Below are 24,615 nucleotides of genomic sequence, written 5' to 3'. Positions count from 1 at the left end.
ATAAGCGGCGCGCTGCGTCGTTATTGCTTCTTGTAGATGCCTGCCTCCAGCACGACGTCGCCGACGCGCAGGATGTAGGTGGTCTTCGGCTCGATCTTGCCGGTGGTCGGATTTTTGTACTGGTAGTCGACCCAGCCGCTGCCTTTTTTGGCGGCCAGCTCGATGATCTCGCGGCGGTATTTCTTGCCGCTGGCGTCGGGCACGTCGGTCAAGTCCTTGCCGACGATGGAGGGGTTGACCGGATGTGCCAGCACGATGCCGGTGTTGATGTCGCGCATGTCGACGTACAGCGAACCCTGGATGATGTCCGGGTCCTTGGCGCTGATCTTTTTGATCATCGCTTCCTTGCCGTTGGCCTTCATGAAGGCGGCGCCTTTTTCGGCCATGGCGATGGCGTCTTTCTCGGTCGGTTCGGCGGCGTGGGCGGCGGACAGGTTGAACAGGGCGGACGCGGCGACGGCGGCCGATGCGAAGTGCGCGAAGTGCGGTTTCATGGTGGGTCCTTGTCAGGTGAGGGGGATTGCTCGGCTAAACTTTACGCCCGCCCCGGTCGCCGGGATTGCGCTGCCGCAAGGTGTGGCCGCATGGCAATTACGACCGTGGTTTTATTGCCGCTTGCGCCCAGTCCTTAAATATTTCCAAGCGTCACTTGATTTTAGGCAATTTCAATGGCCCGTGGGCAGCCTAGCATGCAGTTTCCGCCACCCAACAAAAGCGATAGGAAACCGCCATGACCACCAACCTGATTTCGTCCGGGACCCCAAGCGCCGCGCAGGCGCCGAAGTTCAAACCCTTCATCCGCCAGACCATCGCCAACTCGCGCCAGTGGGAATGGATACCGCCCGATTTGCAGGAGGCGGTGCAGGTGGTGTCGCATGTGCTGCCGTTCCGCACCAACGAATATGTGCTCGACCATTTGATCGACTGGAACAACATCCCCGACGATCCGATCTACCGCCTGGTGTTCCCGCACAAGGACATGCTGCAGGCGGACGACTACGCCCAGTTGCGCGACCTGGTGCTGGGCCACGCCAACCCGCCGGCGATGGCCGAACTGGTGCGCAAGATCCGCATGCGCATGAATCCCCATCCGGCCGGGCAGATGACGCACAACGTGCCGCGCGTGAACGACGCGCCGGTCAAGGGCCTGCAGCACAAGTACAAGGAGACGGTGCTGTTCTTCCCCAGCGCCGGCCAGACCTGCCACGCCTATTGCACCTTCTGCTTCCGCTGGCCGCAGTTCGTCGGCATGGACGACATGAAGTTCGACGCCCGCGAGTCGCACGAGCTGGCGGCCTATCTGAAGCTGCATCCGGAGGTGACCGATGTGCTGATCACCGGCGGCGATCCCTTGATCATGAACACCCGCTCGCTCGAGGCCTACATCGAGCCGCTGCTGGTGCCGGAGCTGGCGCATATCCAGAACATCCGCATCGGCACCAAGTCGGTGGCGTACTGGCCGCAGCGCTTCGTGACCGACCGCGACGCCGACGATCTGCTGCGCCTCTTCGAACGGGTGGTCGCCAGCGGCAAGAACATGGCCATCATGGGCCACTACAACCACGCGGTGGAGCTGCGCTCGGAGATCGCCCAGCTCGCCGTCAAGCGCATCGTCGGCACCGGCGCCACCCTGCGCATGCAAGGGCCGCTGATCCGCCACATCAACGAAGACCCGAAAAGCTGGGCCGAGCTGTGGCAGACCGGCGTGCGCCTGGGCGCGATCCCCTACTACATGTTCGTCGAGCGCGACACCGGCCCGCGCGAGTACTTCGAGCTGCCGCTGGCGCGCGCGCACGAGATCTTCCAGGAGGCCTACCAGATGGTGTCGGGCCTGGCGCGCACCGTGCGCGGGCCGTCGATGAGCGCCTTCCCCGGCAAGGTGGTGATCGACGGCGTGGTCACCATCGGCGGCGAGAAGGTCTTCGCGCTGCAGTTCCTGCAAGCCCGCAATCCGAACTGGGTGCGCCGTCCGTTCTATGCCAAATACGATCCCAACGCGACCTGGATGGACCATCTGAAACCGGCCTTCGGCAAGGAGAAGTTCTTCTTCGAGGAGGAGGGCGGCAGCCGCAGCGAGTACGGCATCGAGACGCCCGGCCAGCGCAAGGTCATCCCGCTGATCTCGGCGCGGCAGGAGGCCGCCGCCGCCGCGGTGTCGGCCGGTTGCAGCGCACCGAACGCCGCATAGGGTGACGCCATGCTAACCGGGGAACGGACGCGGGAGGACCTGGTGTGCATGCCGCCACCCCCGACCCGCAATGCGGCCACAGGGGTCGGACCGCGTACGGGGGCCGACCCCGCGCCTCCGGTTCGCGGGTTGGGGGCGCCGGCGCCCAAACTGTCGGGAAGCGCGGTATTCCTGTTGGTGTTCCTGCCGTTCGCGCTGGGCCACTTCCTGTCGGCGCTGATGCGCACCGTGAACGCGACGGTGGCGCCGCAACTGGTGACGGCGCTCGCGCTCACGCCCGGCCAACTGGGGCTGCTGACCAGCGCCTTCTTTTTCGCCTTCGCGCTGGTGCAGCTGCCGGTCGGCATCGCGCTCGATCGCTGGGGACCGGCCAAGGTGCAGCTGCCGATGCTGATCGTGGCGGCGGTGGGCGCGCTGGCCTTTTCCGGCGGCGACACCTTCGCCGAGCTGCTGGTGGCGCGCGCCGTGATCGGCCTGGGCGTGGGCGGCTGCTTCATGTCGGCGGTGAAGGCGATTTCGACCTGGATCGCGCCGTCGCGCATGCCGTCGGTGCAGGGTTACCTGATCGCCGTCGGCGGCCTGGGGGCGGCGTCGGCCACGTTGCCGGTGCGCCTGGCGCTGCACTACACGGACTGGCGCGGCCTGTTCGTCGTGCTGGCCGTGGCGGCGGTGACCACCGGCCTGCTGATCCGCATGCTGACGCCGTCGCAGCCGGTCACTCCGGCCCAAGGGTCGGGCAGGGGCCCGGTGCTGGCGGCGATGGGCGAGGTGTACCGCCATCCGGCCTTCCGCGAGGCGACCATGCTGGTGTTGATCCCGCATACGGTGTTCTTCGGCATGCAGGGGCTGTGGATCAGCCGCTGGCTGACCGACGTGGCGCGTTTTTCGGACGAGGCGGTCGGCTACCTGCTGTATCTGAGCATGGCGGCTATCATCTTTGGAGCCATCGCGGTGGGCATGATCACTGAGTGGGCCGGCCGGCGCGGGGTGCCGCCGATCCGCGTGGCGGCGGCCGGCGTGGCGCTGTTCATCCTGGTGCAGCTGGGCTTCGTGTTCAACTGGTCGCCCAGCTTCCAGACCTTGTCGGTGCTGTTTACGCTGGTGGGCACGGTGACCGGCATCGAGTACGCGATCATCGCGCAGAACCTGCCCGCCAGCTTGACGGGCCGGGCCGCGACCTGTCTGAACCTGCTCATTTTCCTGGGCGCGTTCGCGGTGCAGGCGGGCTTCGGCATGGTGGTCGGCTGCTGGCGGCCCAACCTGATGCAGCAGTACCCGGCCCAGGCCTACCAGGTCGGCTTCGCGGTGCTGGTGTTGCTGCAGCTGCCCGGATTGGTATGGTTCGTGTGGCGGCACTGGAGACGGCCGGCGGGTTCCGGTAGAATGGATCTCCATTCCGGCAACCCGGCGACCAGCCCTCCATGACGCGATGACCAAACTTCAACAGGCCCAGAACGGAAACAGCGCGGACAACGCGTTCACCTCCCTGCCGCGCAGCTGGCAGGATTGGATCACGGAGAATCTGGCGCGCGCGTGCAGCCCGCTGGATATGGCGAACAGCATGGCCCGCTCGGGCCAGTACAGCATGGCCGCGGCCAGCGCCGCCATCGACGAAGCCCTGCGCATGCGGGCCCGGGCCGATGGCGGCGCCGGCGTCAGTGAGCCAGTGGCGGCGCGGAGCGTCTTCGTGGCGCCGCAGCAGATGCCCTTCATCGACATCGAACGCAATCGCGTCGCCGCCCCGGACCGCGAGGTGGAGCTGCTGTTCGTGCTCAAACAGCCGCAGGTGATCCTGCTCGGCAATGTGCTCAGCATGGAGGAGTGCGACGCCATCGTCGCCCATTGCGGCACGCGCTACACCCGCTCGACGGTCACCGGCGAGGCCGACGGCGCCAGCGTGGTGCACGAGGGCCGCACCAGCGAGATGGCCTTCATCCAGCGCGGCGAGGCCGAGGTGGCCGAGCGCATCGAGCGGCGCCTGGCGGCGCTGGCGCACTGGCCGGCCGAATGCGGCGAGCCGTTCCAGCTGCAGAAGTACAACAGCACGCAGGAGTACCGGCCGCACTTCGACTGGCTCGACCCGGACAGCAGCGGCCATCAGAGCCACCTGCAGCGCGGCGGCCAGCGCCTGGCCACCTTCATCCTCTATCTGAGCGACGTCGAGCAGGGCGGCGGCACCGTCTTCCCCGGCATCGGGCTGGAAGTTTTCCCTAAAAAGGGCAACGCGCTGTGGTTCCTCAACACCGACGCCAACCACCAGCCGGACCGCCAGACCCTGCACGGCGGCGCGCCGGTGGTCAGCGGCACCAAGATCATCGCCAACAAATGGTTGAGGCAGGGGCGCTACGGTTAGAATGTCGCAGACATCTTAACCAAGGAACTGTATGAGACTTGTGCGTTACGGCCGTCCCGGCAAAGAGAAACCAGGCCTGATCGACGACGAAGGCAAGTTGCGCGACCTGTCCGGCGTGATCGCCGACATCGGCGCCGAGCAGCTGTCGCCGAAGGCGCTGCGCAAGCTGGAGAAAATTCCGCAGGCGTCGCTGCCGCTGGTGCGCGGCAATCCGCGCTACGGCGTGCCGGTCGCGCGCGTCGGTAAATTCATCGGCATCGGCCTCAATTATTCCGACCACGCGGCCGAAATCGGCATGCCGCCGCCGAAGGAGCCGGTGGTGTTCATGAAGGCCGTCACCTGCGTCAATGGTCCGGACGATCCGGTGATGCTGCCGCAAGGGTCGAAGAAAACCGACTGGGAAGTGGAGCTGGGCGTGGTGATCGGCACGCGCGCGCAGTACGTCAGCGAGCAGGACGCGCTGAAATACGTGGCCGGCTATTGCGTGGTCAACGACGTCTCGGAGCGCGCGTTCCAGCTGGAGATGGGCACGCAATGGGACAAGGGCAAGGGCTGCGACACCTTCGGCCCTATCGGCCCGTGGCTGGTGACGCAGGAGGACATCTACGACGTGCAGAAGCTCGATCTGTACCTGGATCTGAACGGCAAGCGCATGCAAACCGGCTGCACCGAAACGATGGTGTTCTCGGTGGCGCAGATCATCAGCTATCTGTCGAAGTTCATGACGCTGGAGCCGGGCGACGTGATCGCCACCGGCACGCCGCCGGGCGTGGGCCAGGCGCGCAAGCCGCAGCGCTTCCTGAAGAAGGGCGACACGCTGCGCCTGGGTATCGCCGGCCTGGGCGAACAGCAGCAGGACGTCATCGCCTGGCAAGCCAGGTAGTGCTCATATCGTGTTGGCCGCCCTGCGCGGCGGCCGGCACATATGCGTAAACGCGGAGACACGTAGGGCGGATTAGCGCAGCGTAATCCGCCAAGCGCCGCCGACGGCGCATGACGAAATACGCGGCGTCGAGTCACAACACACTGGCGAACGCCCGCTTGACCGCATCGGCGAGCCTGGTGGTAATCTCCGCCAACTCCGCCTCGGTGCTGGTAAACGGCGGCGCCAGCAAAATATGGTCGCCCAGCCGGCCGTCGATGGTGCCGCCCATCGGATACACCATCAACCCCACCGCCATCGCCTGCTCCTTGATCGCCGCATGCAACTTGAGCTCCGGATCGAACGGCGCCTTGCTCTCGCGGTCCTTGACCAGCTCCATCCCGATAAACAGCCCGCGCCCGCGAATATCGCCCACGTGCGGATGCTCGCCGAACGCCTCGCGCAGCATGCGGCGGAAGCTGGCGCCGCGCACCGTCACTTCGCCCAACAGGTTGTCGCGCTGGATCACCTTCTGCACCGCCAGCGCGGCGGCGGCGGCGATCGGATGCCCCATGTAGGTATGGCCGTGCTGGAACGCGCCGCTGCCCTCCCGCAGGCGGTCGACGATATGCTCGCGCGCCAGCACCGCGCCGATCGGCTGGTAGCCGGCGCCCAGGCCCTTGCCCAGCACCACCAGGTCGGGCAGCGCGCCCTCCTGCTCGAACGCATACAGCGTGCCGGTGCGGCCCATGCCGCACATGACTTCATCGGCGATCCACAGGATGCCGTACTGGTCGCACAGCTGGCGCACGCCGCGGAAGTAGCCCGGCGTGGGCGGCACGGCGCCGGAGGTGGCGCCGACCACCGTCTCGGCGCAGAAGGCGATCACGCGCGACGGCCCGGCGGCGAGGATGCGCGCCTCCAGCTCGCGCAGCAGGCCGTCGGTGTAGTCGTCGACGCTCTGGTCCTTGGGGCGGTGCCGGTATTCGTAGCAGGGCGACACGCGCGGCACGTTCATCAACAGCGGCTCGAAGGGGCGGCGGCGCCACTCGTTGCCGCCGATGGCCAGCGCACCGAGCGTGTTGCCATGATAGCTCTGGCGGCGGGCGATGAAGACGCTGCGCTCGGTGTCTCCCGCCTCGACGAAGTACTGGCGCGCCAGCTTGAGCGCCGTCTCCATCGCCTCCGAGCCGCCAGAGACGAGGTAGACGTGATTGAGGTCGCCGGGAGCGTCGTTGGCCAGACGGGTAGCCAGTTCCTCGGCTGGTTCGCAGGTGAAGAAGGCGGTGTGGGCGTAGGCGTTGCGGTCGATCTGGGCGTGCATCGCGGCCAGCACGTCGGGATGGCCGTGGCCCAGCGACGAGACGGCGGCGCCGCCGCTGGCATCAAGATAGCTATTACCTCGGTTGTCGCGCACCGTCAGCCCGGAGGCACTGACGGCCAGCGGCGGCGGGCGGCGCAGGTTGCGGTGGATGATGTGGCTCATGGCGTCCTTTCTGGCGTGGGGAAGAGTGTGACCGACAGCAGAAGATAGCGCCGATCGGCTTGTATTCCCTTGATAAATGCCTGAACATAAGTAAATTGTTTCCCAAAGCCACAAGGAAGAATGATATGAGCGATCGACTGGGGCCGATTCCCTTCGCACACATGAGCGCGAGCCAGCAGGTGGCGGCGCAGGCGGTCATCGACGGCCCGCGCGGCGCGTTGTACGGGCCTTTCGTGCCGCTGATCCGCAGTCCGGAGCTGATGGCGGCGGCGCAGCGCATGGGCGAGTACCTGCGCTACCGCAGCGCCATCGGCACGCGGCTGACGGAGCTGGCGATCCTGGTGACGGCGCGCCAATGGAGCCAGCAGGTGGAGTGGGCGATCCACGAGCCGATCGCGCGCGACCACGGCATCGCCGACGGCGTGATCGCGGCGATCGCGGCGCGCCGGCGTCCCGACGGCATGGCGCCGGACGAGGCGCTGGTGCACGATTTTTGCGTCATGCTGCACCAGCGCCAACGGATCGACGACGACACGTACGCGGCGGCGCTGGCGATGTTCGGCGAGCACGGCGTGGTCGATTTGATGGGGATCAACGGGTACTACACGTTTTTGGCGATGGTGATGAACGCGGCGCAAACGGAGGTGCCGGCGTCGGCGGCCGTGCCGCTGCCGGATTAGCTTTATACTGTCACACAACGTTCAAGGAGTTCGTCATGACGGAAATCAATGTGAAGGAGGCGGTCAAAGCCGCCAAGGACGCGTTGCTTGAGTTATACGAGGATGATCCTCCGAAAGGGATGGCGCTGGAGGAGATCGAGAAGGTCCAGGACAACGGGCGTGAGCTTTGGGCGGTAACGCTGGGTTTTTTACGGCACACTGTGGTGGCTATGCCGATGCTGAACAATATCGGCGCGCTTTTTAATCCGGCGCCCAGCCAAATCGAACAGCGCGTTTATAAAACAGTCTTTATCGATGCAGCATCGGGCCAGTTTGTCAAAATGGATATTCGGCAGGTGTCGTAATGCTCAGCCTGGAGCAACAGTTGCTCAAGTGGGTGAGCAAACATGGCGCTCGTGGCATCCTTATCGATACCAATGTCTTGCTGTTATACCTATTTGGGAATTTGTTGCCATCGGCCATAGGCCAAAAGCGTTTGTCCAAATATGGCGTCGAGGATGCGGACTTGGTATGCCAGTTTGTTGGCCGATTTGGCCAAATTCTCACTACGCAGCATGTACTGGCGGAGACGAGCAATTTGGCCAGACAGATCATCGGCGGCGGGCTGAGACATGAAATGTGGTTGCGGCTTTATCCCTTGTTTTGTTTGGAAAAGCCCGGCTCGCTCAAGTCCTGCGATGTGGATGGCGCGGCGATCAATGCCGACCTGTTTGCGCGGCTAGGGTTGACCGATGCCGGTCTGACTTCTTTGGTACAGGCCAATACCTTGTTGTTGACTGACGATCTCGACTTATACGTTTCCGCTGTCTCGGCTGGTGGCGACGCCATCAATTTCACGCACATGCGCGAGGCAGCAGGCACGGTGTAGCGCTAGCGCTGAACCAGACGACCGAAAATGCTACGGACTAAAGAGGCTACAAGTGAAGCGCGTAATACTTGGCATTGATGCCGCATGGTCGCTAACCCAACCCAGTGGCGTTGCTGTCGCGGTAAACGAAGGCCAGCGATGGCGCCTGTTGGCGGTGGAGGCTTCCTACTCGTGCTTTATCAAGGGCAGAAGCCATTTAAAGCCTGCTGGCAGTTCGCCGAATGCCCGCGACCTGCTCTCTGCAGCGGCAGAAAAGGCAGAAGCACCTGTTGACCTGGTCGCAATCGATATGCCGCTTTCGCGCGTCCCGATCACGGCACGGCGCTTGTCGGACGATGCCATATCGCGCGCTTACGGGGCGAGGCATTGTTCTACCCATTCGCCAACGAGCGTCTGGCCTGGGGCAATCAGTGACCAGCTTCGAGCAGCTTTTACAGACGCCGGCTATCCATTGCTGACAGGCGAAATTCGATCGCCGGGGCTAATTGAAGTCTATCCCCATCCAGCGCTCGTTGAATTGGCGCAAGCACCCAAGCGACTGCCCTATAAATCTCAAAAAATTGGGAAATACTGGCCGGATGTGGAGCTTGGTAAGCGACGCTCCCTTTTGCTGGATCAGTGGTCTTATATCATCGGCTTATTAGATAAGGAAATCGAAGGCGTTTCAAATCTCATGCCTCCCCCACCTCCAACCACAAGGGGCGGCGCGCTCAAAGCATTTGAGGACAGGCTCGATGCGATCGTGTGTGCTTGGGTTGGGATCTGCGTGATCGAACATCGCGCCAGGCCATTTGGTGATCATGACTCGGCCATTTGGGTACCAACTGAGTATTTTTCCCAGCCACGCGATCCATTCTCAAAAGTCGCCGCCACCTAAACTCTAATTTGCCGCCAACTTGCCCCGTGAGATGTTTTTAGCTCGCGCTAGAATAGCGAGATGACATCCTCTTTATCTTCTTATTTCTCGCGGTTGCAGTCCACCTTACCGCCGGATGGCCCCGGTTTCAGCGCCGTGGTAGTACAAAATGGCGAGATCGCCTTTGAGCTGCATCATGGTTTGGCGTCGCTGGAGCTGGAGGTGCCGCTGTCGGCCCGGTCGGCGTACTACCTCGCGTCCGAATCCAAGCAGTTCATGGCGGCGGCGATCCTGGCGCAGGTGCGGGCGGGGGCGATCGGTCTCGACGACGATGTCTGCGCCCACTTGCCGGAGCTGGCCGGCTTCGAACAGCCGTTCGCGTTGCGCAGCCTACTTAACCACAGCAGCGGCATTCCCGACTATTTCCAATTTCTGCAGTGCCAGCCGGGTCGGCACGAGGACGACTACTTCCGCAACGCCGACATCCTGGCGCTGATCGCGCGCATGGATACGGTGGCATTCCCGAGCGGCAGCGCGCACCGCTACAGCAACAGCAATTACATCCTGCTGGCGGCGTTGCTGGAACGGTTGACGGGGCAAGCGGCGGCGCGCCACGTGCGCGAAACGCTGTTGCTGCCGCTGGGGATCACGCGCATGGGCTTCGACGACAATCGCGGCGCCGTGCTGCCGCAGCGGGTGGCCAGCTACGAGATCGACGAGGCGCGCCCAGGCGGCTACCGTCAGCATCTGGGCAACGCCAATACGGTGGGCGACGGCGGCATGTATGCGAGCACGGCGGAACTGGTGTTGTGGGAGCGTGAATGGCACCGCCAATGGGCGCAGCCGGACAGCCTGCTGCATGCGATGCTGCAACCGTCTCCGCTGGAGGACGGCACGGTGCCGGACTACCGCTTCGGCCTGGAGTGGACGCGGCGCGGCGGCCAGGATGTGGTCTTCCACGGCGGGGGACTGTGGGGCTTCCGCACGCTGCTGCTGCGCCTGCCGGCGCAGCGCCTGTCGATCATCCTGCTATCCAACTCCGACCGCGTGGAGCCGGAGTGGGAACAACTGGTCGACGCCGCCATGACCTAACGGCAACTCCGGGGTCAGGTCCACCATTGCTACACGAACTGTGCGGTAGCGGGTCTAAACGAGCCGGCTGAACCGCGCGCTGCGCTATCCGCCACCGTTACTGATGAACCCGTGTAGCAATGGTGGACCTGACCCCAGAGTTGCTTTACAGAATGCGCTTGAGCCAGGCGCTGATGTCGACGATTTCTTGCTGGCACAGCGAGTGCTGCATCGGGTATTCGTGCCATTCGACGTCGTAGCCGAGCTGCTTCAACGCGTCGCGCGATTGCTCGGCGCGCGCCAGCGGCACCACCGGGTCCATGCGGCCGTGCGCCATGAAGATCGGCGTGGCCAGACTTTCCTTGGTGTGCTCGGCGCCGGCCTTGGCGGCGATCGGCAGGTAGCCCGACAGGCACATCATGCCGGCCAGCTTTTCCTTCTGACGCAAGCCCGTTTGCAGGGTCATCGCCGAGCCTTGCGAGAAGCCGGCCAGGATGATGCGCGAGGTGGGTATGCCGCGCGCGTTTTCGCGTGCGATCAGCGCTTCGACCTTCAGCTGCGAGGCGCGCAGGCCCGCCTCGTCCTCCTGCCGTCCCAGGTCGCTGGCGACGATGTCGTACCACGAGCGCATGACGTAGCCGCCGTTGACCGTGACCGGCATCGTCTCGGCGTTGGGGAAGACGAAGCGGATCGCCGGCAGCCCGCGCAGGTCGAGCTCCTGCGGCATCGGCGCGAAGTCGTTGGCGTCGGCGCCCAGGCCGTGCATCCAGATGATGGCGACGCTCGGATTGGCGCCGGTTTCTTTTTCGATCGTTTGCAGCAGCGTGCTCATGGGGCTCCTTGGGGATGCGGATAGTCGTTGGGCAAAATATAGCAGGCCGGCGGCGCCGGCGGCGCCCAGCCACAGGCGGCGCGAGGCGCTCGGGCCGGCCATGGAAAATCGCTTCAGGCGGCCGGCTGCGGGCGCAGCGCGGATTTCGGACGGAACGCCTTGCACACGGCCGGGTCGGTTTCCATGTAGGGTCCGCCGATCAGGTCGATGCAGTAGGGCACGGCGGCAAAGATGCCGCCGGCGATGGTGGCGCCGTCGGCGTCCTTGAGCCCGCCCAGGGTTTCGGCGATGGCCTTCGGCTGGCCCGGCAGGTTCATGATCAGGGCCGCGTGGTCGGGCGTCTCGCGGATCACCGCCGTTTGCCGCGACAGGATCGCGGTCGGCACGAAGTGCAGGCTGATCTGGCGCATCTGCTCGCCGAAGCCGGGCATTTCCTTGGTGCCGACGGCCAGCGTGGCCTCCGGTGTGACGTCGCGCCGCGCCGGACCGGTGCCGCCGGTGGTGAGCACCAGGTGGCAGCGGTCGATGTCGACCAGATCGGTCAGCGTCGCTTCGATCAGCGCGCGTTCGTCGGCGATCAGGCGGGTTTCAAGGCGATAGGGGGTGGTTAGCGTGCGCGCCAGCCAATCCTCCAGCGCCGGGATGCCCTGGTCCTGATAGACGCCGCCGCTGGCGCGGTCCGAGACCGACACCAGGCCGATGACCAGCAATTGGGCGGGATCGACAGCGGTGACGCCGTCTGTGGTCGTATTACTCGTCATCCATTACTCGTCATCTTGCTCGCTGTCGTCGGCGTTGTCAGCGTCGTCGGTGGCCGTTTGCTTCTTCTTGCCCTCGACCTGCTTGAGGATCTGGAAGATCTCGCGGTAGGCCTTCGGCGGCTTGTTCTCGGCCTGTTCCTTGCGGGCGTTGCGGATCAGGGTGCGCAGCTGCTGCACGTCCAGCTCCGGATTCTCCGCCAGCAGCACGGTCAGCGCCTTGTCATCGGCAAGCAGCTTGTCGCGGCGGCGTTCCAGCGCGTGCATGGCGGCCGTCTCCGACTTGGAGGCGCCTTTCCAGCTGTCGATGGCTTTCTGGATCTCTGCCACTTCGGCCTCGTCGAGGGTGCGCATCTTCTTGCCGACGAACTGCATCTGGCGGCGGCGGCCCTCGTGGTTGGTGATCTGCTGGCACTCGAGGATGGCGTCGCGCACGTCCTCGGGCATCGGCACGCGCTTGACGCGGTCACGCGCCGCTTCGACCAGCGTTTCGCCCATTTTCTGCAGGGCGTCGGACTGGCGCTTCATCTCGGATTTGGAAGGGCGTTCGTATTCTTGCTCGAATTCGGTGGAGCTGAAGCCGACCGCGCCGCGATTTGGATTTACCATAATATCAACTTTCGGTGGGGCGTGTACCTGCCCCTGTAAACTGTAAACGACTGCTATGATAACTGTTTTAGCGGCCAACCGAAGAAAACAGCCCATGAGCGATACCCATTTCACCCACACCCAAGACCAGTTGAAGCAGCTCGCGCGCGATGTGCTGGCGTTTGCCAAGGCGCAGGGCGGCACCGATTGCGCCGTCGAGATCAGCGAAGGCAGTGGTTTGTCGGTGTCCGTCCGTAAGAGCAAGATCGAGACGATCGAGCAAAACAAGGACAAGGGTATGGGCGTGACGGTGTTCATCGGCCAGCGGCGCGGTAACGCCAGCACCTCCGATTTTTCGCCGGCGGCGCTGAAGGCGACGGTGGAAGCGGCCTACAACATCGCCCGTTTCACCGCCGACGACGATTGCGCCGGCCTGGCCGACGAGGACATGCTGGAACTGTCGCCGCGCGATTTGAAGCTGTTCTATCCCTGGGATTTGAGCACCGAGGAGGCTGTGGCGCTGGCCCAGCGCGCCGAGGCGGCGGCGTTCGACGTCGATCCGCGCGTGACCAATTCCGAGGGCGCCAACGTGCATGTGCAGCAGTCGCATTTCGTGTCGGCCAACTCGCGCGGTTTCATCGGCGGCTATCCGTTCTCGCGCCACACGCTGTCGGTGGCGCCGATCGCCGGCAAGGGCTCCAAGATGCAGCGCGACGACTGGTATTCGTCGGTGCGAGACTCTAAGAAGATGTCGTCGCCCGAGGCCATCGGCCGCTACGCCGCCGAGCGCGCGCTGGCGCGCCTGAACGCGCGCACCATCGACACGCGCACCTGCCCGGTGCTGTTCGAGGCGCCGCTCGCCGCCGGTTTGCTGGGCGCCTTCGTGCAGGCGACGTCCGGCGGGGCGCTGTACCGCAAATCGAGCTTTTTGATCGATTCGTTGGGCAAGCAAGTGCTGCCCAAGCACGTGCAGATCAAGGAAGACCCGCACATCGTCGGCGGCGTGGGGTCGGCGCCGTTCGACGACGAGGGCGTGCGTACCGTCAAGCGCGACGTGGTCAAGGATGGCGTGGTGCAGGGCTACTTCCTGTCGACGTACACGGGCCGCAAGCTGGGCATGAAGACGACCGGCAACGCCGGCGGCTCGCACAACCTGGCGTTGACGTCGACGTTGACGAAAAAGAGCGACGACTTCGTGGCGATGCTGAAGAAGATGGGCACGGGCCTGCTGGTGACCGAGTTGATGGGCCAGGGCACCAACTACGTGACCGGCGACTATTCGCGCGGGGCGTCGGGCTTCTGGGTCGAAAACGGCATCATCCAGTATCCGGTCGAGGAAATCACCATCGCCGGCAATATGAAAGACATGCTTGCGCAGATCGTCGCCGTCGGCACCGATACACTGGTACGCGGCAACAAGGAAACCGGCTCGATCCTGATCGAGAACATGGTGGTGGCGGGCGGCTGACGTTCAGCCGCCTCGCTACTTCGGCTTGCAAAGCACGCTGGACGGCAGGCCGCAGGCGATCAGCCGGCCCACGTCGGGATTGTCCAGATAATCCAGGTGGGCGCGGTCGGGGCGCTCAAGCAAACCCAGCCAGGTTGGCGCGTTGGACACGAGGACGTTGTAGACCGTGACATCCGCGCTCGCGTAGCGCTCCGCCGGCAGCGTGTACGACAACAGATCGTTGGGATCGGTCAACGCCACCAGGGTCAGGCTCCGGTTCGCCAAGGAGCGTGGCCGCCTTGCCAGACGCTCGTGCAACAGCACTTGCAAACTGTCGGGCGGCGCCGGCGCCACTTGGCGGACCGCGCCCGCATCACCTCCGGCGATCTGTTGATCCGCCAGCGACAGCAGCGGAATCGGATTGGCCGCCATCACCAGAAAACGCAAGCGATCGACGGCGCGTAACGCTACTTGCGACGCGCGCGAGCCGGTTTCCTCGTGCGTCATGCCCAGCAGCGTATCGAACAGGATCTTGCTGCCCAGGCTCTCCGACACCACCATCAGCGGCAAGCCGGCCGGCGCGTCGCTGGCGGCCAGCACCTGCAAAACCGCTGCCCGCATGCGGCGCTGGATGTCGTCGCGCGCCACGCCCTGATAGATCAAGGGGTCTGGCAAGCAATCGTCGATCAGCACATCCTTTACGCGGGCGTTGATGCGCGCGCGGATGAAGGGATACGGCGGCTCGCCCGCGCAGATGGACGACTTGTCGGTCTGGTCGTAGCACAGCTGGCGCTTGAGCGGCACCGTCAGCGGCGACCAGATCAACGCATCGAAGCGCAACCGGCCGGCCGGAGTCTCGACCGTCGACGGCACGATCTGGATCTGGGGATCGACGGCGGGGCTAGTGCGCGGCCGGGCATCGGGCGGCGTGGTCGCGTCTGTGAGCGCCTGCGTCAGCTGGGCGACCACTTGTGCCGCCCAGCCGGCGTCGTGCGTGCACATGCCGTGCACCAGCAACACGTCGGCGGTGCGCCCGTCGGCGCGCGCGGCGAGATCGATCAGGCCGGGAAATTGCGGGTTCGGCTCGGCAAATTGGGGCGGGCGGTAGGGGGTGGTGCAGGCGCCCAGCAGCAGTGCCAGGGCGGGCAATATGGCGCGCGCGAGCGCGCGGCGCATCGACGATATCAAGGTGATCATGCTGAACCTCCCGAAACGGCACGCGGGATGCGCCGTATGAGGTTCAGTGTATTTTTCCCTGCGACACGCACATTGTCGCGCCGCAGGGCTTCAGCTCAAGCGCCGTTCAGGCCGCCATGGCGGCGGCCCGGGCTTACAGCTTTACTGCTGCGCCAGCAGCGACTGCAACACCGGCTGTAACACCGCGCGGCCCAGCTCGGCGCTGCGGGCGCCGTTCCAGCCCGTGTCCGGGTCCGGATCGTTGGCGTTGTCCTTGAACGGCATCTCCAGGGTCAGCGAAAGACAGCCGAACGCGTGGGTGATGTGCGGCGAGCCCATCGTCAGCGTCTCCGGCGTGTACGGCGTTTCGCCGTAGCCGTACTCGTCCTGGAAGTCCGGGCTGGCGATCAGGAAGTTGTCGATGAAATACTGTTGCGCCTCGGCCTGCTCAGGCGTGAACTCCGGCAGCGATTCGCTGCCGGCAACGAACACGTACGGCAAGCCTTCGTCGCCGTGGATGTCGAGACACAGGTCGCAGCCGATCTCCAGCATCTTGTTTTTGACCAGGAACACTTCCGGGCTGCGTTCCATCGTCGGATTGAGCCATTCGCGGTTCAGGTTGGCGCCGGCCGCGTTGGTGCGCAGGTTGCCGCGCACCGAGCCGTCCGGATTCATGTTCGGCACCACGTAGAACACCGCTTCCTTCAGGCACTGGCGGCCGAACGGATTGGCCGGATCGAGCAGGGCGTCGACCATGCCTTCGACGAACCATTCGGCCATCGTCTCGCCCGGATGCTGGCGCGCGATGACCCACACTTTTTGTTCCGCTTCCGGATCGCCGATGACCAGCATGTTCAGGTCGCGGCCGTCGATGGTGCTGCCCAGGTCGATCTGCTTGACCAGCGGCGACAATTGCGCGTTGTCCAGCAGCGCCAGGTGGCGTTCCCACGAGTACGGCTCGAAGTAGGCGTAGTAGACGCTGTCGTATTCCGGCGTGTGGTTGATCGTCATGACCTGGCCGTCATAGGTGGTCGGCACGCGGAACCAGCTGTCGCGGTCGTAGCTGGCGACGGCCTGGTAATCCTTCCAGCCGTCCGGGTAGGCGGCCGAACCGGCGTTGAGGAAACGCAGGTTCAACGGCGTCGCCCGGGCACCCTGGACGCGGAAGTAAAACCATTGCGTGATGTCGGCGTGGGAATCCTTGCGGATGTTCAGGTCGATGGCCGCCGGATCGTCGGCGCGCACGACTTCGATGGCGCCGGCGTCGAATTGCTGGCTGATTTTGATAGACATTGCGTAAGTCCTGGTGGATTCAGTGTAAAGAGTATTTTTGCACTTTTGGCGCAGTGCCGACATCATACAGGCTCGCGGCGGCGCCGGGCGCCCGGCGATCGGTGGCCGCGCAAAGTGGCCCTGCGCCAGCGCAAGCCGGACGCCGGCCGGTTTGCTAAGTTGAAGTGACCTCAACGCCGCCCAGGAGCCCGCCATGAACCCGCCGCTATTCCAGGCCGACGACTTCCGCTACTATTTTTTCGCCCGCGGCGACAAGCGCATGCACATTCACGTCTCGCACCCGGACGGCACGGCCAAGTTCTGGCTCGAGCCCGAGGTCGCGCTGGCGTGGCACACCGGGCTGTCGAACAGGCAACTGCGCGACGCCGAACAATTCATCGTCGACCATGTTGTACAAATGCGCCAGATCTGGCGCACGTGGTTGCGCTAGCGCTTACGTCAGCCCGCCAAAGCGCTCGAAGAACGCAGGTTCGGCGGCGGGCGCGGCATCATCCTCGCGCCGCAGCACCACGTCGACATGCCGCTCGGCATCGGCGTACACCGCCTGATAAATACCGCGCGCCAGCTCGTAGGCCAGCGCGCCCGGCCACGGCGTTGGCAACAATTCCACCGGCAATTGTGGATCATGCAACTGCACGCGCCGGTAGGCATGGATCAGCAAGGTGCGGATCACAAACGCCTGCTCCGGCGTCAGCGCCGCTTGGCCGCCCTGTCCGCGCAGCGCGGCCAACAGCGGCTCGAAACGCGCGATAAAGCCCTCGTATCCCAATGCCACATCGCTGACATCCCAGCCGCTGGCCACTAGATCGCTCAACGGCCGGCCGGCGACCCGCTCCATCGACTTGGCCTGCACCACGAACAGTTTGCCCACCACGCCCAGCCGCTTGAGCAACTCGTTGAGCGCGCCGCCGTCGGCCGCCGGATGTCCCATGATGCCGGGCGCGATCACGCTATAGCCTTCCCACAGCAACTCCTTGCGCACGGCGCTGCGCTCGGCCGCGTTGAGCGCGCCGTCGCCGTTCAGCACCAAGGTCCAGCTGCCATCCCAATGCACATTGAGCGGCGCATAGATGCGGCGGTAGGCGTGCACGAAGCGCGCCATCGCGTCCGGCGTGATCGCGTACGAGCTGCGCCGGCCGTCGCGCTGCGCGCCCAGCCAACCCTCTTGCGCCAGGCGGAACACGGACGTGCGCAGCAGCCGGTCGTTGACGCCGAACGGCGCCAGCAACTCGATCAGGCTGCCGAGCCACACCATGCCGCCGTGCGGCACGATGGCGTCGCCGAAGATGGTCACCACCAGCGACTTCGAGCGCGGCGGGTCGCCGGCGAGGCAATCAGCTATCCATTCGGAATAATTCATAGGCAAACGTCGATTCTGTACACGGAAACAATAGTTTACTTTGCCTCGACTGCGGCGCAGCATTTATTTGTCGCCCGTTTCTTTAGGGATACTCTATTTTAATATGATCCAAAAAAACCGTAGCAAAATCATTTTGTGTATCGTAATATGATGTGACACGAGGAGACAGCTATGTACGCACAAATGGTGGAAACCGGCCTGAGCACTGTCCGCACGGCCGACGACATGGCCGCCGACGAGCGCGCCTTCCAGGCTCGCATCGACGACGGCGTCAAGATCGAGGCCAAGGACTGGATGCCGGACGCCTACCGCAAAACCTTGATCCGCCAGATCTCCCAGCACGCCCATTCGGAGATCGTCGGCCAGCTGCCGGAGGGGAACTGGGTCACGCGCGCGCCGACCTTGAAACGCAAGTCCATCCTGCTGGCCAAGATCCAGGACGAGGCGGGCCACGGCCTGTATCTGTACAGCGCCGCCGAAACCTTGGGCGTCTCGCGCGACGAGCTGCTGGCCGCCCTGCACAGCGGCAAAGCCAAATACTCCAGCATCTTCAATTATCCGACCCTGTCGTGGGCCGACATGGGCGCCATCGGCTGGCTGGTCGACGGCTCGGCCATCATCAACCAGATCCCGCTGTGCCGCTGCTCTTACGGGCCGTACGCGCGCGCCATGATCCGCGTCTGCAAGGAGGAGTCGTTCCACGCGCGCCAGGGCTACGACATCATGATGTCGCTGGCGCGCGGCACGCCCGAGCAAAAGGCGATGGCGCAGGATGCGCTCAATCGCTGGTGGTGGCCGTCGCTGATGATGTTCGGTCCCTCGGACGCCGAATCGGTCAACAGCGCGCAATCGGCGCAGTGGCGCATCAAGCTGTTCTCCAACGACGAACTGCGCCAGCGCATGGTCGACCAGACCGTCCCGCAGGCGGAGTTCCTCGGCCTGACGGTACCGGACCCCGACCTGAAATTCAACGCGGAGACCGGCCACTACGAATTCGGCGCCATCGACTGGAGCGAATTCCACAACGTCTTGAAGGGCAACGGCCCGTGCAACCGCGACCGCCTGCGCACCCGCGTCAAAGCCTGGGAGGACGGCGCGTGGTTCCGCGAAGCGTTGGTCGTCCACGCGGAAAAGCAGGCCACGAAAGCCGCCGCTTGAGCGGATCCACGTAGGGCGGATTAGCGAAGCGTAATCGGCCAAAAGCGCCGCCACGAGCATAAAAATTGAGGAGCACAACATGAGCAAAGAATGGCCCCTGTGGGAAGTATTCATCCGCAGCCAGCACGGCCTGGCGCACAAGCACGTCGGCAGCCTGCACGCGCCGGACGCCGAAATGGCCGTCAACAACGCTCGCGACGTCTACACCCGCCGCAATGAAGGCGTCAGCATCTGGGTAGTGCGCGCCGCCGACATCGTCGCCAGCAGCCCAAGCGACAAGGGCGCGCTGTTCGAGCCGGCCAACAGCAAGGTCTATCGCCACCCGACCTTCTTCCCGATGCCGGCCGAAGTCAAGAACCTGTAAGCGGAGCGCATCGTGGATAACAAAGTCAATTACCTGCTGCGCCTGGGCGACAACGCCTTGATCCTCAGCCAGCAGCTCTCGCAGCTGTGCGGCAAAGGCCCGGCGCTGGAAGAGGACATGGCGCTGACCAACGTCGCGCTCGACCTGCTCGGCCAAACCCGCCTGTGGTACGAATACGCCGCCGAATTGGAAGGCGCCGGCCGCGACGAGGACAAGCTGGCCTACCACCGCGACGCCCACGACTTCAAGAACTGCCTGCTCCTCGAACAGCCGAACGGCAACTACGCCGATACCATGATGCGGCAGTTCTACTTCGACACCTGGCACTACTTCCTGATCGAAGGGCTGACGCGCAGCGCCGACCAGCGCATCGCCGCCATCGCCGAGAAGTCGCTCAAGGAAGTCACGTACCACCTGCGCCGCAGCGGCGACTTGATCGTGCGGCTGGGTGATAGCACCGAACTGGCGCACGCGCGCACGCAGGCCGCGGCCGACGAGCTGTGGATGTACAGCGGCGAAGTATTCGCCTACGACGCCGTCGACGACGCGATGGTGGACGAGGGCATCGCGCCGCCGGCCGACGAACTGCGCGCGCACTGGCTGGCGCACGTGGCCGAGATCTTCGCCGAGGCCACGCTGACCATGCCGCCGGCCGACGCCTGGATGCAAAAGGGCGGCAAGCAGGGGCGCCACACCGAGCACCTGGGCTATATCCTGGCCGAGATGCAGTTCCTGCAGCGTGCCTATCCCGGCGCCGAGTGGTAGGAGTATCGAGATGACAGCCGCCGTTTTAGAGACCCCCGTGTTGAGCTGCGCGCAGGTCTGGTCCTGGCTGGCCGAGGTGTCCGATCCCGAAATCCCGGTCATCTCGATCGTCGACCTGGGCATCGTGCGCGACGTGCGTCTGGACGATGGAGTCTGCACGGTCACCATCACGCCGACCTATTCCGGCTGCCCGGCGATGCAGGTTATCGCCGACGCGGTCACCGAGGCGCTGCACGCGCATGGCGTTGTAGATGTGCGCCTGCAAAACCAGGTTTCGCCCGCCTGGACCACCGACTGGATGAGCGAGGAGGGCAAGGCCAAGCTGTCGGGCTACGGCATCGCGCCACCGGCCGAGCAGGTGATCGATGTCAGCGGCCTGAAAGGTAGTACACGCGGCGCGCTGGCGGCCATCTCGCGCCGCCCGCAGCCGCGCCTTGCCATCGCCTGTCCCAATTGCGGCTCGCGCCACACCGAGATCACCAGCCAGTTCGGCTCCACGCCCTGCAAGGCGCTGTACAAATGCCTGGACTGCCGCGAGCCATTCGACTACTTCAAGTGCCACTAACGACCATGAGCAAATTCCACCCGCTGACCGTCTCGCAAGTGCGCAACGAAACGCGCGACACCATCGCCGTCACCTTTGCCGTGCCGCCCGAGCTGCAAGACAGCTTCCGCTTCCAGCAGGGCCAGCACCTGACCTTGCGCGCCCTGATCGGCGACGAGGACGTACGCCGCTCGTACTCGATCTGTTCGGCGGTGCAGGAGGGCGCGCTGCGCGTGGCCATCAAGCGCACGCAAGGCGGGCTGTTCTCCAGCTGGGCCAACGACAGCATTAAACCCGGCGTGACGCTCGATGTCATGCCGCCGATGGGGCACTTCAACGTGCCGCTGGACGCCACCAACCACAAGCACTATTTGGCGTTCGCCGCCGGCAGCGGCATTACGCCCATCCTGTCGATCATCAAGACCACGCTGGCGGCGGAACCGCACAGCCGCTTCACGCTCTTTTACGGCAACCGCGCCTCGTCGTCGGTGATCTTCAAGGAAGAACTGTCGGACCTCAAAGACACTTACATGGACCGCTTGAAGCTGGCCTACGTCATGAGCCGCGAGCAGCAGGACATCGAATTGTTCAACGGCCGCATCACCAAGGACAAATGCGCGCAGTTCCTGCGGCACTGGGTGCGCGTGGACGATATCGACGTCGCCTTCATCTGCGGGCCGGAGGACATGATGCAGGGCGTATCCGAAGCGCTGCAGGAAGCCGGCATGCCGAAGTCGAACATCAAGGTCGAACTGTTCGCCGCCAGCATACCCAAACACCAGCATAAACCACGTGCGCTCGATCCAGCTGCGGCGCGCCACGAAACCGAAGTCACCGTCATCATGGATGGTAGCGCCAGCAGCTTCACCATGGACCAGGACAAGGAATCGCTGCTCGACGCCGGCCTGCGCGCCGGCATCGACATGCGTTATTCGTGCAAGGGCGGCGTGTGTTCCACCTGCCGCTGCAAACTGCTTGAAGGTAAAGTCGACATGGACGTCAACTACGCGCTGGAAGATTACGAGATCGCGCGTGGCTATGTCCTCAGCTGCCAGAGCTTCCCCATCACCGACAAAGTCGTCATCGACTTCGACCAGGCTGAATAAAAGAACGGAGACGTCATGAACTACGAGAACATCCTTTTTGAGATCAACGAAGGCATCGCCCAGCTCACGCTGAACCGTCCCGACAAACTCAACAGCTTCACGCAGGCGATGCACGACGAGGTGCGCCACGCCGTCCACAAAGTCGGCACCGACAAGAGCGTGCGCGTGTTGATACTCACCGGTGCAGGGCGCGGCTTCTGCGCAGGCCAGGACCTGTCCGACCGCGCGGTGGAACCTGGCGCGCGTGCCGTCGACCTGGGCGACTCGGTCGAGAAGAACTACGCGCCGCTGGTGCTGGCGCTGCGCGGCTTGCCGATGCCCGTCATCTGCGCCGTGAACGGCGTGGCTGCGGGCGCCGGCGCCAACCTCGCGCTGGCGTGCGACATCGTCCTCGCCGCGAAGTCGGCATCGTTTGTCGAGGTGTTCTGCAAACTGGGGCTGATCCCGGATACCGGCGGCACCTACTTCCTGCCACGCCTGATCGGCAGCGCCCGCGCCATGGGCCTGACCATGCTGGGCGAAAAACTCAGCGCCGAGAAGGCCGAAGCGTGGGGCCTGATCTGGAAGGCCGTGCCGGATGAGGAACTGGCCGCCGAAACCATGGCCATGGCGCGCCACTTCGCCACCGCGCCGACCAAGGGCCTGGCCTTCACCAAGCAGGCGCTGTACGCCAGTCCGCACAACACTTTGCAACAGCAGTTGACGCTCGAATGCGGAATGATGAGTGAGCTGGGGCGCACCGAGGATTACCGCGAAGGCGTCGCCGCCTTCATGGAAAAACGCGCACCGCAATTCCAGGGGAAATAAGCATGGCAGCTTTGAGCAAAGACCATCTGGTCGCCGTCATCGGCAGCGGCGCGATGGGCGCCGGCATCGCGCAGGTGGCCGCCGTCGCCGGCTACACCGTCAAGTTGTACGATACCCGCCCGGAAGCGGTGGCCAAGGCCATCTCCGATATCGCGCTGGTGTTCAACAAGCTGGTGGCGAAGGAGCGCATGAGCGCCGTCGCCGCAGCCGCCGCCATCGCCCGTCTGCGGGCCGCCGTCACGTTGGACGACGTGGCCGGCGCCGGTCTGGCGGTCGAAGCCATCGTCGAGAACCTCGACGCCAAACGCGGCTTGTTCGCCGAGCTGGAAGCGCTCATCGCCGACGACTGCATCCTCGCCACCAACACCTCGTCGATCTCGGTCACCGCCATCGCCGCCAAACTGCGCAAGCCGGAGCGTCTGGTCGGCATGCACTTCTTCAATCCGGTGCCTCTGATGGCGCTGGTCGAGGTGATCAGCGGCCTGGCCACCGACGCCGCCGTCGCGCAAACCGTGTGCGACACGGCCGCCGCGTGGGGCAAGAGCCCCGTGCACGCCAAGTCGACGCCCGGCTTCATCGTCAACCGCGTCGCGCGGCCGTTTTATGCAGAAGGTTGGCGCCTGCTGGGCGAGCAGGCCGCCGATGCCGCCACCATCGATGCCGTCATGCGCGAAGCGGGCGGCTTTCGCATGGGGCCATTCGAGTTGATGGACCTGATCGGGCATGACGTCAACTTCTCGGTCACGCAATCGGTGTTCAACGCCTACTTCAACGATCCGCGTTTCACGCCGTCGGTGCTGCAGCAGGAGATGGTCAACGCTGGATACCTTGGCCGCAAATCGGGACGGGGGTTTTACCTTTACGGCGATGGCGCCATCGGTGCGCCGCAGCCGCAAACCGAGGCCGCGCAGCCGGTGCCGGAATTCGTCAGCTACACCGTCGAGCAGGGCGCGAAGGCCGGCGCGCCGCGCGTGGCGGGCAGTTCGGTGGCCGACGCGCTGGCCGAGCGTCTGCGCGCGGCGGGTATCACCGTCACCCATCGGCAGTCGCCGGAGGCGCGCGGCCACGCCGCCGGTGCGGACGGCGCGCCGGCGTTCCACTGTAACGGCGCAGCCGTTTACCTGACCGACGGCCGCAGCGCCACCGAACGGGCGCGCGACAACCGGCATCCGGATACCGTCTTGTTCGACCTCGCGCTGGACTACGCCACCGCCACCCGCATCGCCGTCACCTGCGCCGATCAATGCTCTCCGGCCGCCTACCAGTCGGTGGTTGGCCTGTTCCAGGCCGCCGGCTTTGCTGTCACCCGTCTGGACGACGTTCCCGCTATGGCCGTCATGCGCACCGTCGCCATGCTCGCCAACGAGGCGGCGGACGCCGTCAACCAAGGTGTCTGTAGCGCCGAGGCGGCGGACACCGCCATGCAAAAAGGCGTCAATTATCCGCGCGGGCCGCTGGCGTGGGCCGATTCGGTAGGTATCGGCCAGATCGTCACGGTGCTGACCAACCTGGCCGCCAGCTACGGTGAGGACCGTTATCGCGTCTCGCCGCTGCTGCGCCGCAAGCACGCCAGCGGAGTCGGTTTTTATGCATAAGCCACTGCCTTCGATTCCGTCTTCGGCCGATGCGCAAGCGTTGGCGGAAAAAGTCGCCGACGCGATGTTCTCGCGCGATCCGGCCTCAAAGGGCTTGGGCATGACGATCAACGCGGTCGGTCCCGGCCGCGCCAGCATGTCCATGACCATACGCGCCGATATGCTCAATGGACACCAGAGCTGCCACGGCGGCTTTATCTTCACGCTCGCAGACAGCGCGTTCGCCTTCGCCTGCAACAGCTACAACCTGAACACGGTGGGCGCTGCCTGCACCATCGATTACCTGGCGCCGGGCAGGCTGCACGACGTTCTCACCGCCGAAGCGGTGGAGCTGGCGCTGAACGGCAAGAGCGGCGTCTACGACGTCAAGGTCAGTAATCAGGAAGGCCGGACGGTCGCGCTGTTCAGGGGCAAGTCGCTGCGTGTCGGCGGCGAAGTCATATAAATACGGAGGAGAC

At 64.6% G+C, this 24,615-nt stretch carries 27 protein-coding genes; 19 read left to right on the top strand and 8 right to left on the bottom strand.

Annotation, left to right across the window (positions count from 1 at the left end; translation table 11 throughout):
- Positions 1 to 20 precede the first annotated feature (20 nt).
- A complete protein-coding gene (locus AC07P1_RS28555) occupies positions 21 to 494 on the bottom strand; it encodes a cache domain-containing protein (protein WP_494699018.1) in 474 nt (157 codons plus the stop codon).
- Positions 495 to 730: 236 nt separating this feature from the next.
- On the opposite strand from AC07P1_RS28555, the gene AC07P1_RS28550 reads away from it, so the two are divergent.
- Genes AC07P1_RS28550 through AC07P1_RS28535 form a run of 4 tightly spaced genes read left to right on the top strand, consistent with a single transcriptional unit; the run spans position 731 to position 5,424 of the window.
- The gene (locus AC07P1_RS28550) at positions 731 to 2,188 is read left to right on the top strand and encodes a KamA family radical SAM protein (RefSeq protein WP_494699017.1); all 1,458 of its coding nucleotides are present in this window, start codon (positions 731 to 733) and stop codon (positions 2,186 to 2,188) included.
- Positions 2,189 to 2,236: 48 nt separating this feature from the next.
- Entirely contained in the window at positions 2,237 to 3,613 is a 1,377-nt protein-coding gene (locus tag AC07P1_RS28545) for an MFS transporter (protein WP_494699016.1), read from the top strand.
- 4 nt (positions 3,614 to 3,617) lie between these two features.
- Complete coding sequence (locus AC07P1_RS28540) at positions 3,618 to 4,541, top strand: 2OG-Fe(II) oxygenase (RefSeq protein WP_494699015.1); 924 nt, start codon at positions 3,618 to 3,620, stop codon at positions 4,539 to 4,541.
- Between the two features lie 31 nt (positions 4,542 to 4,572).
- Positions 4,573 to 5,424, top strand: coding sequence for a fumarylacetoacetate hydrolase family protein (locus tag AC07P1_RS28535; protein WP_315220794.1), 852 nt, complete (start codon positions 4,573 to 4,575; stop codon positions 5,422 to 5,424).
- Between the two features lie 133 nt (positions 5,425 to 5,557).
- On the opposite strand, the gene AC07P1_RS28530 is transcribed toward AC07P1_RS28535, so the two are convergent.
- Positions 5,558 to 6,889, bottom strand: coding sequence for an aspartate aminotransferase family protein (locus AC07P1_RS28530; RefSeq protein WP_494699014.1), 1,332 nt, complete (start codon positions 6,887 to 6,889; stop codon positions 5,558 to 5,560).
- Between the two features lie 125 nt (positions 6,890 to 7,014).
- Here AC07P1_RS28530 and AC07P1_RS28525 point away from each other — a divergent pair, with 125 nt between their 5' ends.
- From AC07P1_RS28525 to AC07P1_RS28505, 5 genes are read left to right on the top strand one after another with little or no spacing between them, the layout of a single operon-like run.
- The gene (locus AC07P1_RS28525) at positions 7,015 to 7,569 is read left to right on the top strand and encodes a carboxymuconolactone decarboxylase family protein (RefSeq protein WP_494699013.1); all 555 of its coding nucleotides are present in this window, start codon (positions 7,015 to 7,017) and stop codon (positions 7,567 to 7,569) included.
- Between the two features lie 35 nt (positions 7,570 to 7,604).
- A complete protein-coding gene (locus AC07P1_RS28520; protein WP_494699012.1) occupies positions 7,605 to 7,913 on the top strand; it encodes a hypothetical protein in 309 nt (102 codons plus the stop codon).
- Entirely contained in the window at positions 7,913 to 8,437 is a 525-nt protein-coding gene (locus tag AC07P1_RS28515; RefSeq protein ID WP_494699011.1) for a PIN domain-containing protein, read from the top strand. Before AC07P1_RS28520 ends, AC07P1_RS28515 begins: the two co-directional genes overlap by 1 nt.
- A 52-nt stretch (positions 8,438 to 8,489) precedes the next feature.
- Entirely contained in the window at positions 8,490 to 9,314 is an 825-nt protein-coding gene (locus tag AC07P1_RS28510; protein ID WP_494699010.1) for a DUF429 domain-containing protein, read from the top strand.
- A 60-nt stretch (positions 9,315 to 9,374) separates the two neighbouring features.
- Positions 9,375 to 10,385, top strand: a complete 1,011-nt coding sequence (locus AC07P1_RS28505) for a serine hydrolase domain-containing protein (protein ID WP_494699009.1) — start codon at positions 9,375 to 9,377, stop codon at positions 10,383 to 10,385.
- A gap of 145 nt (positions 10,386 to 10,530) precedes the next feature.
- Here AC07P1_RS28505 and AC07P1_RS28500 read toward each other — a convergent pair whose 3' ends face one another.
- The 3 genes from AC07P1_RS28500 to yjgA all read right to left on the bottom strand — a co-directional run bounded on the left by AC07P1_RS28500 (position 10,531) and on the right by yjgA (position 12,563).
- Positions 10,531 to 11,196 (bottom strand): alpha/beta hydrolase, encoded by a 666-nt coding sequence (locus AC07P1_RS28500; protein ID WP_494699087.1) that lies wholly within the window; start codon positions 11,194 to 11,196, stop codon positions 10,531 to 10,533.
- Between the two features lie 113 nt (positions 11,197 to 11,309).
- Positions 11,310 to 11,957: a molybdopterin adenylyltransferase gene (gene mog / locus AC07P1_RS28495; protein ID WP_494699008.1), complete on the bottom strand. Its 648-nt coding sequence runs from the start codon at positions 11,955 to 11,957 to the stop codon at positions 11,310 to 11,312.
- A 3-nt stretch (positions 11,958 to 11,960) separates the two neighbouring features.
- Positions 11,961 to 12,563, bottom strand: a complete 603-nt coding sequence (yjgA, locus tag AC07P1_RS28490; protein WP_494699007.1) for a ribosome biogenesis factor YjgA — start codon at positions 12,561 to 12,563, stop codon at positions 11,961 to 11,963.
- 94 nt (positions 12,564 to 12,657) lie between these two features.
- Between yjgA and pmbA the strand changes: the two genes are divergently transcribed.
- Positions 12,658 to 14,010 (top strand): metalloprotease PmbA, encoded by a 1,353-nt coding sequence (pmbA, locus tag AC07P1_RS28485; RefSeq protein WP_494699006.1) that lies wholly within the window; start codon positions 12,658 to 12,660, stop codon positions 14,008 to 14,010.
- A gap of 15 nt (positions 14,011 to 14,025) precedes the next feature.
- Here pmbA and AC07P1_RS28480 read toward each other — a convergent pair whose 3' ends face one another.
- Positions 14,026 to 15,186, bottom strand: a complete 1,161-nt coding sequence (locus AC07P1_RS28480) for a hypothetical protein (RefSeq protein ID WP_494699005.1) — start codon at positions 15,184 to 15,186, stop codon at positions 14,026 to 14,028.
- A gap of 141 nt (positions 15,187 to 15,327) precedes the next feature.
- Positions 15,328 to 16,458, bottom strand: a complete 1,131-nt coding sequence (locus AC07P1_RS28475) for a M14 family metallopeptidase (RefSeq protein ID WP_494699004.1) — start codon at positions 16,456 to 16,458, stop codon at positions 15,328 to 15,330.
- A 193-nt stretch (positions 16,459 to 16,651) separates the two neighbouring features.
- On the opposite strand from AC07P1_RS28475, the gene AC07P1_RS28470 reads away from it, so the two are divergent.
- On the top strand, positions 16,652 to 16,888 hold the full coding sequence (locus AC07P1_RS28470; protein ID WP_494699003.1) for a DUF4160 domain-containing protein: 237 nt from the start codon (positions 16,652 to 16,654) through the stop codon (positions 16,886 to 16,888).
- A 3-nt stretch (positions 16,889 to 16,891) separates the two neighbouring features.
- On the opposite strand, the gene paaX is transcribed toward AC07P1_RS28470, so the two are convergent.
- Positions 16,892 to 17,818 carry a phenylacetic acid degradation operon negative regulatory protein PaaX gene (gene paaX / locus AC07P1_RS28465; protein WP_494699002.1) on the bottom strand — a complete coding sequence of 309 codons (927 nt, stop codon included), beginning with the start codon at positions 17,816 to 17,818 and terminating at the stop codon, positions 16,892 to 16,894.
- A 171-nt stretch (positions 17,819 to 17,989) separates the two neighbouring features.
- Here paaX and paaA point away from each other — a divergent pair, with 171 nt between their 5' ends.
- The 8 genes from paaA (at position 17,990) to paaI (ending at position 24,602) form a co-directional block, all read left to right on the top strand.
- On the top strand, positions 17,990 to 18,976 hold the full coding sequence (gene paaA, locus AC07P1_RS28460; protein WP_494699001.1) for a 1,2-phenylacetyl-CoA epoxidase subunit PaaA: 987 nt from the start codon (positions 17,990 to 17,992) through the stop codon (positions 18,974 to 18,976).
- Positions 18,977 to 19,055: 79 nt separating this feature from the next.
- On the top strand, positions 19,056 to 19,340 hold the full coding sequence (paaB, locus tag AC07P1_RS28455) for a 1,2-phenylacetyl-CoA epoxidase subunit PaaB (RefSeq protein WP_471704040.1): 285 nt from the start codon (positions 19,056 to 19,058) through the stop codon (positions 19,338 to 19,340).
- A 12-nt stretch (positions 19,341 to 19,352) separates the two neighbouring features.
- Positions 19,353 to 20,105 carry a 1,2-phenylacetyl-CoA epoxidase subunit PaaC gene (paaC, locus tag AC07P1_RS28450; protein ID WP_494699000.1) on the top strand — a complete coding sequence of 251 codons (753 nt, stop codon included), beginning with the start codon at positions 19,353 to 19,355 and terminating at the stop codon, positions 20,103 to 20,105.
- 10 nt (positions 20,106 to 20,115) lie between these two features.
- Complete coding sequence (paaD, locus tag AC07P1_RS28445) at positions 20,116 to 20,670, top strand: 1,2-phenylacetyl-CoA epoxidase subunit PaaD (RefSeq protein WP_494698999.1); 555 nt, start codon at positions 20,116 to 20,118, stop codon at positions 20,668 to 20,670.
- A 5-nt stretch (positions 20,671 to 20,675) separates the two neighbouring features.
- On the top strand, positions 20,676 to 21,755 hold the full coding sequence (paaE, locus tag AC07P1_RS28440) for a 1,2-phenylacetyl-CoA epoxidase subunit PaaE (protein WP_494698998.1): 1,080 nt from the start codon (positions 20,676 to 20,678) through the stop codon (positions 21,753 to 21,755).
- Positions 21,756 to 21,770: 15 nt separating this feature from the next.
- A complete protein-coding gene (paaG, locus tag AC07P1_RS28435; protein WP_494698997.1) occupies positions 21,771 to 22,562 on the top strand; it encodes a 2-(1,2-epoxy-1,2-dihydrophenyl)acetyl-CoA isomerase PaaG in 792 nt (263 codons plus the stop codon).
- 2 nt (positions 22,563 to 22,564) lie between these two features.
- Positions 22,565 to 24,157, top strand: a complete 1,593-nt coding sequence (gene paaH, locus AC07P1_RS28430; RefSeq protein WP_494698996.1) for a 3-hydroxyacyl-CoA dehydrogenase PaaH — start codon at positions 22,565 to 22,567, stop codon at positions 24,155 to 24,157.
- Positions 24,150 to 24,602: a hydroxyphenylacetyl-CoA thioesterase PaaI gene (paaI, locus tag AC07P1_RS28425; RefSeq protein ID WP_494698995.1), complete on the top strand. Its 453-nt coding sequence runs from the start codon at positions 24,150 to 24,152 to the stop codon at positions 24,600 to 24,602. Before paaH ends, paaI begins: the two co-directional genes overlap by 8 nt.
- The last annotated feature ends 13 nt before the right edge of the window (positions 24,603 to 24,615 follow it).

Source organism: Duganella sp. GW821-FHT07F09 (assembly GCF_059418705.1).
Note: the sequence above shows the minus strand (reverse complement) of the source record. Positions and strands in the feature narration are given on the sequence as shown.